Origin of the sequence: Streptomyces sp. NPDC059092 (assembly GCF_042756365.1) — a bacterium.
Classification (GTDB): domain Bacteria; phylum Actinomycetota; class Actinomycetes; order Streptomycetales; family Streptomycetaceae; genus Streptomyces.
The window spans coordinates 1-11,892 of sequence record NZ_JBHZEJ010000094.1 but is presented as its reverse complement, the minus strand read 5'-3'; the positions used below and the strand labels follow the sequence as shown (position 1 = coordinate 11,892).

Genomic DNA, 11,892 nt, shown 5'->3' with positions numbered 1-11,892 from the left:
GCCATGGCGCACCGCCGGGCACCCGGCCCATGCCGCGCGGTACGACGTATGGACGCGCCATGGCGGGAGTGCGAAGCTCGAAGGACCACCGCGGGCATCGCCGGAGCTGCCGCGCGGCTCCCCCGGCCCGCCTCTCTCCGTCCCCCTTCACCGACCACTCGGTGGAACCGATCGGGAGGCAGCAGTCATGGGCGACAAAGTCGACAAGCAACCGTCACATCCCGGGGCCGCCGGCAGGGCGACGGCGGCCGACCGGCCCGCGTCCGTACGGAACGTGGTGCTGGTGGGCCACAGCGGTTCGGGCAAGACCACCCTCGTCGAGGCCCTGGCGTTCACCGCGGGGGCCGTGAACCGGGCGGGCCGGGTCGAGGACGGCGCGACGGTCTCCGACCACGACGAGATCGAGCACCGCCAACAGCGCTCCGTACAGCTCTCGCTCGTCCCGGTGGAGTGGGGCGGGTGCAAGGTGAATCTGCTGGACACCCCCGGCTACGCCGATTTCGTCGGGGAGCTCAGGGCCGGTCTGCGCGCCGCGGACGCGGCCCTTTTCGTGGTGTCGGCGGCCCAGGAGGCGGACGCGGTGGCGGGGGCGACCCGGGCCGTCTGGGAGGAGTGCGCGGCGGTCGGGATGCCGCGCGCCATCGTCGTCACGCATCTCGACACGGCGCGCACCGGCTTCGACGAGATGACCCGGTTGTGCGCCCGGATCTTCGGCGGGGACGACCCCGACGCCGTACTGCCGCTCTACCTTCCGGTGCACGGCTCGGAGGGCCCCGACGGGCACGCGCCGGCCACTGGGCTGGTGGGGCTGCTCTCGCGGAAGATCTTCGACTACTCCTCCGGGGAGCGGCGGGTGGGTCCGCCCGATACCGCGCGGCTCCCGGAGATCGCGGAGGCCAGGGACCGGCTGATCGAGGGGATCATCGCCGAGAGCGAGGACGAGACCCTCATGGACCGCTATCTGGGCGGGGAGGAGGTCGACGTCAAGACGCTGATGGAGGACCTGGAGAAGGCCGTGACGCGCGGGGTCTTCCATCCGGTGCTCGCGGCGGCGCCCGCGCCGCCCGGGGCCCGGCAGGGGCTGGGCACGGTCGAGCTGCTCGATCTGGTCACCGGCGGTTTCCCGACCCCGCTGGAGCGCCCGGCGCCCGCCGTCACCACGCCGCTCGGGGCCCCGCGCCCGGAGATCCGCTGCGACCCCGAGGGGCCGCTGGTCGCCGAGGTCGTCAAAACCGCCTCCGACCCCTATGTCGGCCGGATCTCTCTCGTACGGGTCTTCTCGGGGACGCTGCGCCCCGACGAGACGGTGCACGTGTCCGGGCACGGGCTCACCGACCGGGGCCACGAGGACCACGACGTGGAGGAGCGGGTCGGGTCGCTCTCCTCGCCCTTCGGCAAGCAGCAGCGGGTGCTGGCGCACTGTGTGGCGGGCGATCTCGCGTGCGTGGGGAAACTGTCGCGCGCCGAGACCGGGGACACGCTCTCCGCGACGGACGATCCGCTGCTGGTGGAGGCGTGGAGCATGCCTGACCCGCTGCTGCCGCTCGCGGTCCGGGCGCACGGCAAGGCGGACGAGGACCGGCTGTCCCAGGGGCTCGCCCGGCTGGTGGCGGAGGATCCGACGATGCGGCTCGAACAGAACCCGGACACCCATCAGGTGGTGCTCTGGTGCCTGGGCGAGGCGCACCGGGATGTGGCGCTGGACCGGCTGCGCGGCCGGTACGGGGTCCAGGTCGACGCCGTGCCGCTGCGGGTCGCGCTGCGCGAGACGTTCGGCGTGAGCGCCATGGGGCGCGGCCGGCATGTGAAGCAGTCCGGCGGTCACGGTCAGTTCGCGATCTGCGAGATCGAGGTGGAGCCGCTGCCCGCCGGGTCCGGTGTCGAGTTCGTCGACAAGGTGGTGGGCGGGGCGGTGCCCCGGCAGTTCATCCCCTCCGTCGAGAAGGGCGTACGGGCGCAGGCGGCGCGCGGTGTCGCGGCCGGTCATCCGCTGGTCGACATCCGGGTGACGCTGCTCGACGGGAAGGCCCACTCGGTGGACTCCTCGGACGCCGCGTTCCAGACGGCGGGCGCACTGGCCCTGCGGGAGGCGGCGGGCGAGGCGGCGATCCATCTGCTGGAGCCGGTCGCCGAGGTGGCGGTCATGGTGCCCGACGAGTACGTGGGGCCGGTCATGAGCGACCTGTCGGGCCGGCGGGGCCGCGTCGTGGGCACCGAACAGGCCGGTCCCGGGCGGACCTTGGTCCGGGCCGAGGTGCCCGAGCTGGAGATCGGGAGGTACGCGGTGGACCTGCGCTCGCTCTCGCACGGCGCGGGCCGCTTCAGCCGCGCGTACGCCCGTCACGAGCCGATGCCGCAGGCGGTGGCGGACCGTCAGCCCGTCCGCGAGGAGAGCACGGTGTGAGGGGACCACGGTGTGAGGGGAGCGCGGTGCGGGGCCTGCCGCCCGGCCGGTCAACGGATCGTGCTCGCCCGTCCGTTCGGTGGCACCTGTTACCCGGCGGGCGGGCACCTCATGCCGGTTGGCGAAAGACAGCCAGTCCCCTGACGCGGACGGCATCGCACCGTTACGCTGTGGTGCCCAGCTCCAGCAGGTGTGCGGGGCGCGCGGGCCGGGAAGAGGTCGCGGCAGCGAATCCTTGCGGCGAGGGGGCGGCAGTGGCGGACGATCTATTCGACTTCAGCCCGGGGGCACAGGTTCCGCTCCAGGGAGCGGCCGGGGGCACGGCGGCGACGTTCGCCCTCGCCTCGGCCGCGTACCGGGACAGTCCGCTCGAAGACATCTCCAAGGCGGACAACGACTGGCACAAGTCGGGTGTGACCAAGGGCAAGTTCTCGCTCTTCGAGCCGAATCTGGGCGAGGCGTTCGCGCGGGCCGTCCAGCTCAGGACGCTGGGCGGCGGCCGGGGTCCGATCATCCAGTCCTTCGGCATGGACCCGCAGGCCGTGGTCGAGCACTGCCTCGCCGCGAACCACATCCGCAAGGAGCGGGACCAGAAGCTCACGGTGGTGACCGCGCTCTTCGGGCTGCTCTTCCTCCCCGGGCTGCTGATCTGGCTGGGCGTGTTCCAGTTGCGCCGCACCCTGGCGGGGGCCAAGGACCGCCGGGCCGGCGCGATCGGCGGCGCCCTGCTGGCGGCCGTCGCCGTGATGGCGGTGATCGTGCTGATCAAGCTGCCCCTCGACGGCGTACTGAACTGGTATCTGCGCGGCATGCTCGTCGCCCCGGTCATCGGCTGGCTGCTCGCCAAGCAGATCTGCGAGTCGACCGCCAAGGACCTGCGGGCCCGCTGGGAGAGCCTGCTCTCCGGCGGCGGCACCGGCGCCAAGATCCCCGAGGCCGTCCCGGGGAACCCCGGCGACACCTCGCGGGAGGTGCTGCGCCAGGGGCTGGAGAAGCTGAGCGCGGAGCAGCGCTCGAACGTGGTCTTCTACGCCGGCCCCAAGGGGATACTCGGCATGGGCACCCGCTGGGGAAGCTGGCAGCTCGCGGAGGAGCTGGTCCCCAAGGACGCCGGCAAGGAGATCCACCAGTTCCGCAGCTACGACGTGATACGGGCGATCCACGACCAGATGAAGCTGCTGGAGCGCGGCCCCCTCAACTCCGGTGGTTTCCCGACGCCTTCGGTCAAGCACTGGATCGTGTCACCGGTCGGCGAAGGCGCCGGCTCGGTCTCCTGGCCCTCGGGCCAGGAGGTGGAGGCGTTCCAGATCAAGAGCCACGAGATACAGCGGATCTGCAACCACCAGCAGTTCGGCAGCGGGAACCGGCACTACCTGGGCGTGCAGTTCACGCTCTGGGAGAGCCAGTTGGTCATCACGATGATGATCTCGGTCACGGTGCTCCACGAGACGCTGCGCATCGAGGTCTCGGGGTACGCGCTGGGCCCCGTGCACTCGCTGTTCTTCGCGAAGCCATCACCCAAGAGCGTCTCGCGCCCCAAGACCGTACGGTTCTGGGAGACCACGTCGAGGAACCTGCCCCTGGTCGAGCCGCGTGAGGCGGTCAGGCTCGCGGTGCGCGCCCCGCTCACCTGGTACCCGCCGGTGCTGGACTTCCTCGGCGGCAAGCTCAGCCTGCCCGAGCCGTTCGGCATGCGGCACGCCTGGGCGGACCAGCCGTGGCGCCACCGCTTCATGGCCGACGACGCGATGCGGGCCGCCACCCCGGTCCTGCGGGTGGCGCACAACGCGGCGATGCGCGTGCTGGCCGAGCACGGCGTGGACACCGAGCGCTTCAGCAACCGTTCGTCGTCGCTGATAGGGGCGGTGCAGGACCCGTCGCCGAGGAAGATCGACGCGTACGACGCGTAGGGCCCGCCGGCGCCCGCCCCGGACAGCCGGGGCGGGCGCTCGCCGGACGGACGCTCGCCGGACGGACGCTCGCCGGACGGACGCTCGGAGCAGGGGCTACGAGCCGGTCGGCCAGGCGTCGGCCAGCATCGCGCGGGTGTCCGCGAGGAGCTGCGGCAGCACCCTCGTGTGGCCGACGACGGGCATGAAGTTGGTGTCGCCGCCCCAGCGCGGCACCACATGCTGGTGGAGATGCGCGGCGATCCCGGCGCCCGCCGAAACGCCCTGGTTCATCCCGATGTTGAAGCCGTGCGCCCCGGACGCGGCGCGGAGCGCCGTCATCGCCCGCTGGGTGAGGAGCCCCAGCTCGGCGGTCTCCGCCGCGTCCAGCTCCGTGTAGTCCGCGACATGACGGAAGGGGACGACCATCAGGTGCCCGCCGTTGTACGGGTAGAGGTTGAGCACGGCGTACACCCGCTCGCCACGCGCGATGATCAGACCGTCCTCGTCCGATTTGGACGGGATGGAGCAGAAGGGACAGCCGTCCTCGGCGCCCGGCCCGGTGGGCTTGTTCTCACCCTGGATGTAGGCCATCCGATGGGGCGTCCACAGGCGCTGGAACGCGTCCTGGGTCCCCACTCCGATCTGCTGCTCCGGCTCACTCGTCATGTTGTGCAGCATATGACTTCGCCCGGGTGGGGCGTGTCGCCGGGCCCGCACCGGCCGCCGCCCGGCGATGCTGGGGTGATGCATGTCCGCAACGGCCCCGACCGGCTGCGCGGCTGGGAGCGGCGCACGGAGCTGCCGCTGCTCGTGGCCTCGCCGCTCTTCCTCGCCTGCTACGCGGTGCGCGTCCTCGACCAGAGCGCCGACCCGTTCTGGCGGGACCTCGCGCTGGCACTGTCCCTGCTGATCTGGGCGGTCTTCGTGGTCGACTACGGGGTACGGCTGGTCCTCAGCGGTCAGGGCGCGCGCTTCCCGAGAACGCATTGGCTGGACACCGTCGTGATGGTCCTGCCCCTGCTGCGTCCGCTGCGGATCGTGAACACGTACATGGCGATCCAGCGGCGGCGCGACCGCCCCCGGCTGAGCCTGTACGGGCGGGTGATGGCGTACGCGAGCATCACCACGGCCCTGCTCACCTTCGCCGCCGCGCTCGCCGTCTACCAGCAGGAACGGGACGCGCCCGGCGCCACGATCCGCACCTTCGGGGACTCCGTGTGGTGGGCCTGCTCGGCGATCACCACGGTCGGATACGGCGATGTGACACCGGTGACGCCGCTCGGCCGCCTGTACGCGGTCGGTCTGATGCTGTGCGGGCTGGCGCTGCTGGGCGCGGTCACCGGTTCGTTCTCGTCGTGGCTGGTCCAGGTCTTCGGCCGGGAGGACAAGGAAAGGCCCCCGGCGGGCTGATGCCTGCCGGGGGCCGCTCCGGGTCACCCTCGGGTTGACCGGCGGGTCACACCTGTACGCGGCGCTCCACCACGTCGAGGAGCTTCGCCAGCGCCTCGTCGCGCGGTACGCCGTTCTCCTGCGAGCCGTCGCGGTAACGGAACGAGACCGTACCCGCGTTCATGTCCTCGTCACCGACGAGGATCATGAAGGGGACCTTCAGCTTCTGGTGGTTCCTGATCTTCTTCTGCATCCGGTCGGAGGAGGCGTCCACCTCGACGCGCAGCCCCTTGGCCTTCGCCGCCTTGGCGAAGTCCTGGAGGTACTCGACATGCGCCTCACCGATCGGGATGCCGACCGCCTGCACCGGCGCCAGCCAGACCGGGAACGCGCCCGCGTAGTGCTCCAACAGCACCGCGAAGAACCGCTCGATCGAGCCGAAGAGCGCGCGGTGGATCATGACCGGGCGCTGCTTGGAGCCGTCCGGCGAGGTGTACTCCAGGTCGAAGCGCTCCGGCAGGTTGAAGTCGAGCTGCACGGTCGACATCTGCCAGGTTCGGCCGATCGCGTCGCGCGCCTGCACCGAGATCTTCGGACCGTAGAACGCGGCGCCGCCCGGGTCCGGGACCAGCGGCAGCCCCTGCTTCTCGGCCACCTTGCGCAGCGTCTCGGTGGCCTCCTCCCACGCCTCGTCCGTGCCGACGAACTTCTCGGGGTCCTTGGTGGACAGCTCCAGGTAGAAGTCGGTCAGCCCGTAGTCGCGCAGCAGGTTGAGCACGAAGGTCAGCGTCGAGTCCAGCTCGTCGGCCATCTGCTCGCGGGTGCAGTAGATGTGCGCGTCGTCCTGGGTGAAACCGCGCGCCCTGGTCAGTCCGTGCACGACGCCGGACTTCTCGTACCGGTACACCGTCCCGAACTCGAAGAGCCGCAGCGGCAGCTCACGGTAGGAGCGGCCCCGGGCGTCGAAGACCAGGTTGTGCATGGGGCAGTTCATGGGCTTGAGGTAGTAGTCCACGCCCTCGTCGAGCTGCATGGGCGGGTACATGCCGTCGGCGTACCAGTCCAGGTGCCCGGACTTCTCGAAGAGCTTCCCCTTGGTGGCGTGGGGCGTGTAGACGAACTCGTACCCCTCCTCCTCGTGCCGGCGGCGCGAGTAGTCCTCCATGGTCCGGCGGATGATGCCGCCCTTGGGGTGGAAGACGGCGAGGCCGGAGCCGACCTCGTCGGGGAAGGAGAAGAGGTCCAGCTCGTTGCCGAGCTTGCGGTGGTCGCGCTTCTCGGCCTCGGCGAGGAACTCCAGGTGTGCCTTCAGCTCCTCCTTCGACGGCCACGCGGTGCCGTAGATGCGCTGGAGCATCGGGTTCTTCTCGCTGCCGCGCCAGTAGGCGGCGGCGTTCCGCATCAGCTTGAACGCCGGGATGTTCCGGGTGGTCGGCAGGTGCGGGCCGCGGCAGAGGTCCTTCCAGCACAGCTCGCCGGTCTTCGCGTCCAGGTTGTCGTAGATGGTCAGCTCGCCGCCGCCCACCTCGACATCCGCGCCGTCGTCGGTCGAGGCCGCGCCCTTGATGCCGATGAGTTCCAGCTTGTACGGCTCGTCGGCCAGCTCCTCGCGCGCCGCCTCGTCCGTGACGACCCGGCGCGAGAAGCGCTGGCCGCGCTTCTGGATCTCCTGCATCTTCTTCTCGACGGCCTTGAGGTCGTCGGGGGTGAAGGGGGTCGCGACGTCGAAGTCGTAGTAGAAGCCGTCCTTGACCGGCGGGCCGATGCCCAGCTTGGCCTCAGGGTGCAGCTCCTGCACGGCCTGGGCCATCACGTGCGCGGTGGAGTGGCGCAGGATGTTCAGGCCGTCCTCGGAGGAGATCTCGACGGGCTCGACGACCTCGCCCTCGCCGATCGCGTACGCGAGGTCCTTCAGCTCACCGTCCACCCGGGCGGCCACGACGGTGCGCTCACCGGGGAAGAGTTCGGCCGCCGTAGTGCCCGTCGTCACCACGCGCTCTTCCCGCTCGGAATCGCGTTGGATGATCACACGGACGTCTGACACCGGTCTCTCCTGACATGTGGGGTGCGCACCCCGCGCATGGCGTACGCACCGCACATCGTACCGAGCCGGGCGGGCAGCCCGCGAAACGGTTTCCCTCGCCCCTGCCCGGCGGCCCCCGGCACCTCGCCCGTCACCGTGTGGAGATGGCCGGACACGGCGCGTATCACGCCACCTGTCCGGGTATTACCGACTAGGGCGTGTTTCGAAAGCGGCGCCGTCCGCCCGTAGGGCGGGGCCTGCGGCGTCCGGTGCACTGAATCCTCCTTTGGATGCCGAGCGCGATCCCAAGGCGGAGGATCGGCACCCTCGATGGCCCGGACGTTCGTGGACGACTCCGACAACGCGGCGAGCGTGCGTGCCAGGCGTCGCGGGCCAGGCGGGACTTTCGAAACACGCCCTTGGGGCGGTGGCGCACGATTCGCCGCCGCGTGAGCGGTTCAAGAAGCTCGGGGAGTTCACGCATGACCTGTTGGTACGAAGGGCCGCTGGCGGCGTTCGACACCGGGACGACGGGGGCGGACGCCGAGAAGGACCGGATCGTGTCCGCCGCTCTGATCATCCAGGACACCACGGGGATACGGCCGAGAGTGCGACGCTGGCTGATCGACCCCGGGGTGCCCCTGCCGCCCGGGGCCACCGAGGCGCACGGACTGACCGAGAACTTCCTGCACCGCAACGGCCGCTGGCCGGCGCCCGTGGTGGAGGAGGTCGCCAGGGCGCTGGCCGAGCAGTGCAAGGCGGGGCGGCCTCTGGTGGTGATGAACGCGCCGTTCGGACTGACGCTCCTCGACCGGGAGCTGCGCCGCCATCGTGCCTCCTCCCTCGGCCGCCGGATGGAGAACGCGCCGCTGTGCGTGCTGGATCCGCTGGTCCTCGACCGGCATCTCGACCGCTACCGCAAGGGCAGCCGCGATCTCAACCAACTCTGTGCCGAGTACGAGGTGGGGGCTGACGGGGTGCCCGACGCGGCGGACGACGATCTGAGCGAGGTGACCGAGCCGGTCCGGCCGGCCTGGCCGGCGTGGCCGTCCGCGCCGGCCGGACCGTCCGCGCCGGTCACCCCGGCCGTGGTGGCCGCGGTGTCGGCCCTGTCGGCGCTGGAGCTGGTCCGGGCGATCGGGCGCCGGTTCGCGGGCCGGATGGAGCGGCTCTCGCCGCAGGAGCTGCACACCCTCCAGGCCGTCTGGCACGCGGCGCAGTCACGGGGGCCGCAGGCGTGGTTCTCGCGCGGCTCCGGGGAGGGGGCCACGGATCCCGCGTGGCCGCTACGTCCGGAACTGCCCGCCGCCGCCGTCTGATCCGGGGAGCCGGAACGCGCGAAGGCCGGTCCGTCACTGACGGACCGGCCTTTCCCGGTGGGCGATACTGGGTTCGAACCAGTGACCTCTTCGGTGTGAACGAAGCGCTCTCCCACTGAGCTAATCGCCCGGGAACGACCTGAACCATACAGGCCCCGGCGGCCTTCCTTCAAACCGGATCCGACGTACTCAGGCCACGATCTGAGTAGCCGCGCCCATGGCAGGGGCTGTGTCCCGGGCCACACTCCGTCGCATGGAGAACGTTCCGCACCCCGCGAGGGAACTGGCGCTCATCGACCAGGAATTGCACCGGATGGAGGCGCGCAGAGGCCAGTTGCTGACGCGCCGCTCCTATCTGGTGACCGTACTGGCCCGGCCCACGTCCCAGTCCCCTGACCGGCCCACGGCGGCCCACACCGACCGCTCCGCCGCATCCACCGCGTCCTCCGTCACCCCTGCCGCTTCTCCGCCGAGCGCGCAGAATGTGCTGCTCGCCCTCGGCGGTGTGCTGCTGACGGTCGCCGCGATCGCCTTCACTCTGCTGAGCTGGGGCCATCTCGGCATCGCCGGACGCTCGGCGGTGCTGACGGTGATCACCCTCGCCGCACTCGCCGCCCCGGTGGCGCTGCTGCGCCGGGGGCTCGCCTCGACGGCCGAGGCCGTGGCGGGGTTCGCACTGGTGCTGACGGTGCTCGACGCGTACGCGCTGTACGCCGTGGCGCTGCCCTGGGCGAACGGGCTCCGCTACACCGCCGTCGCCTGCGCCGTGCTCGCCGTGCTCTGGGGTGCGTACGGGGCGCTGCTCGGCGCCTTGCGCGGCCCGCTGCCCGTCGCGGTGGTCGCGGCCCAACTCCCGCCGCTCCTCTGGTCGGTGGCGGGCGACTGGACGGCCCTGACGGTGGCGTGGACGTTGCTGGCGACGGCCGCCGTGGACACGGCGGTCGCCCTGTGGCTGCTCGCGCGCCACCCGGCGCCCCCGGCGCGGCACGCCTCACGGAGGGCCGCGCGGGGGCTGGTGGTCGCCGCCGCGTTCACGACCGGGGGTGTGGCGCTGGCCGTGGCCGCCTGGTCGTCGGTGGACGCGGGGACCCCGGCCTCGGCGGCCGGGCCCGCCCTGCTGCTGCTCGCCGGCGCCACGCTCGGGCTGTTCGTGGCCTGGCGCGCTCCGGAGGCGGCGTTCGTGTGCGCGGCGGGGGCCGGTCTCGCCTCGGTCGTCGCGGTGGGCGGTCCGGTGCGTGCGGTCGTGCCGGCGGGCTGGGCCGTGCCCGGGTATCTGCTCTGCGCCGTCGGCCTGTTGGCGCTGGTGACGACCCGGCTGCCGCTTCCCGTCCGCCAGGGACTCGGCGCCGCGGGCGGCGCGGTGACGGGCGCCTCGCTGCCCTGGGCGCTGCCCTCGGTGGCGGCCACGCTGCTGGGCGGGGCGACCCGGGCCACGGAGATCTGGTCGGGCGCGCCGGACGGGGCACGGGCGGCGCTCGGGGTGCGCCTCGCCTCGTCCTGGCAGATCACGGCGCCCCTGGTGCTGGCGACGGCCGCGGGGACGCTGTTCGTCACGTACCGCCTGCTGCCGCGCCTCTCGAAGGATGTCGTGCCGGTCACCGACGTACGGCGGTCGCGTACGGCGGCGCTGTGCGGTGCGGGGGTGCTCGGCTGGGCCACGGTGCTGGTGGTGCCGCTCGTGGCGGATCTGCCGTACGCGGTGGCGCTGGTGGTGCCGCTGGGGCTGACGGCGGTGGCGCTGGCGCTCGCCGTCCGGCCGCGGGGTCCGATGGGGACGGCCGGGGCGCTCACCGCGCTGGTCGTCGCGCTGGCGGGCTCGGCCTCGGTGGCGCCGCTCTCCCTCGCGGCCCGGCCGGCCACCCTGACCGTGTTCGCGGCACTGTCGGCGCTGTTCGCCGGGGCGGCCGTGGCGCTGCGCCCCGCGCCGGCGCGGGGCGGGGCGGGCGGCGAGGAGCCGGTCCTCGGGGAGCCGGTGCGCGCGCTCCTCGCCGGTGTCTCCGTCGGCTGCGCGACGGCCCTGGTGGTCGCGGCGTCGGCGGCGGCCGGGCTGCCCGCCGAGGGGGTCGCGGTGGCGGTCCTGGCCGTACCGGCGGCGGTGGCGCTGCTCGGCGCGCGGCTGCGTGAGCACCCGGTGGCGGTGCCGGTCGAGGTCATGGGCGGCGCGGCCGGGCTGCTCGCGGTCGCACTCGCCCTGGGGAGCCTGCCGGTGCTGGCGCTGGTGCTCGCGCTGGGCGGCGTGATCGCGGCGGGTACGGCGGTACGCCCCGAGCGGCGCCGGGTGGCCGGGTACGTGGCGACGGGGCTCTTCACCGCGGCGACCTGGGTACGGCTGGCCGCGTCAGGGGTGTCGGTCCCCGAGGCGTACACGCTGCCGGTGACGGTGGCCGCGCTGGCCGTGGGGGTGGCGCGGCGCCGCCGGGACGCGGAGGCGTCGTCGTGGACGGCGTACGGGCCGGGGCTGGCGGCGACGCTGGCGCCGAGCCTGCTGGCCGCGTGGGGCGACCCGCACTGGGCGCGCCCGCTCCTGCTCGGGCTCGCCGCCCTGGCGCTGACGCTGGCCGGGGCCAGGCTGAGGCTGCGGGCGCCGCTGGTGCTGGGCGGGGCGGCGCTGGCGCTGGTCGCGCTGCACGAGCTGGCCCCGTACGTGGTGCAGGTGGTGGGCGCGCTGCCGCGCTGGCTGCCGCCGGCCCTGGCGGGGCTGCTGCTCGTGGGGGTGGGCGCCACGTACGAGCAGCGGCTGCGGGACGCGCGCCGGGTGCGCCGAAGTCTGGGCCGGATGCGCTGAGCGGGCCGGCCGCGGGGGACGCTCCGCGGCCGGAAACGTGCGAGGGGGCGTCGGCGGTTGCGGCGTGGGGGCCGGGGTTG

The 11,892-nt window shown here is 72.8% G+C and carries 7 protein-coding genes and 1 tRNA gene; 5 read left to right on the top strand and 3 right to left on the bottom strand.

Features of this window, described 5'->3' with window-relative positions; translation table 11 throughout:
* Positions 1-187: 187 nt before the first annotated feature.
* Both ACFXPL_RS34170 and ACFXPL_RS34165 read left to right on the top strand, forming a co-directional pair.
* Positions 188-2,404 carry an elongation factor G-like protein EF-G2 gene (locus ACFXPL_RS34170; protein ID WP_384927011.1) on the top strand — a complete coding sequence of 739 codons (2,217 nt, stop codon included), beginning with the start codon at positions 188-190 and terminating at the stop codon, positions 2,402-2,404.
* Between the two features lie 254 nt (positions 2,405-2,658).
* Complete coding sequence (locus ACFXPL_RS34165; RefSeq protein WP_384927009.1) at positions 2,659-4,314, top strand: hypothetical protein; 1,656 nt, start codon at positions 2,659-2,661, stop codon at positions 4,312-4,314.
* Positions 4,315-4,410: 96 nt separating this feature from the next.
* Here the strand turns inward: ACFXPL_RS34165 and ACFXPL_RS34160 are convergent, their stop codons facing one another.
* Positions 4,411-4,974, bottom strand: a complete 564-nt coding sequence (locus tag ACFXPL_RS34160) for an HIT family protein (protein ID WP_384927007.1) — start codon at positions 4,972-4,974, stop codon at positions 4,411-4,413.
* A 66-nt stretch (positions 4,975-5,040) separates the two neighbouring features.
* Between ACFXPL_RS34160 and ACFXPL_RS34155 the strand changes: the two genes are divergently transcribed.
* Entirely contained in the window at positions 5,041-5,706 is a 666-nt protein-coding gene (locus ACFXPL_RS34155; RefSeq protein WP_384927005.1) for a potassium channel family protein, read from the top strand.
* Between the two features lie 46 nt (positions 5,707-5,752).
* On the opposite strand, the gene thrS is transcribed toward ACFXPL_RS34155, so the two are convergent.
* The gene (gene thrS / locus ACFXPL_RS34150; RefSeq protein ID WP_384927003.1) at positions 5,753-7,729 is read right to left on the bottom strand and encodes a threonine--tRNA ligase; all 1,977 of its coding nucleotides are present in this window, start codon (positions 7,727-7,729) and stop codon (positions 5,753-5,755) included.
* Between the two features lie 461 nt (positions 7,730-8,190).
* Between thrS and ACFXPL_RS34145 the strand changes: the two genes are divergently transcribed.
* The gene (locus ACFXPL_RS34145) at positions 8,191-9,027 is read left to right on the top strand and encodes an exonuclease domain-containing protein (RefSeq protein WP_384927001.1); all 837 of its coding nucleotides are present in this window, start codon (positions 8,191-8,193) and stop codon (positions 9,025-9,027) included.
* A gap of 58 nt (positions 9,028-9,085) precedes the next feature.
* On the opposite strand, the gene ACFXPL_RS34140 is transcribed toward ACFXPL_RS34145, so the two are convergent.
* Positions 9,086-9,157: transfer RNA gene (locus tag ACFXPL_RS34140), tRNA-Val, on the bottom strand.
* 123 nt (positions 9,158-9,280) lie between these two features.
* On the opposite strand from ACFXPL_RS34140, the gene ACFXPL_RS34135 reads away from it, so the two are divergent.
* Complete coding sequence (locus ACFXPL_RS34135; RefSeq protein WP_384926999.1) at positions 9,281-11,812, top strand: SCO7613 C-terminal domain-containing membrane protein; 2,532 nt, start codon at positions 9,281-9,283, stop codon at positions 11,810-11,812.
* Positions 11,813-11,892: the final 80 nt, after the last annotated feature.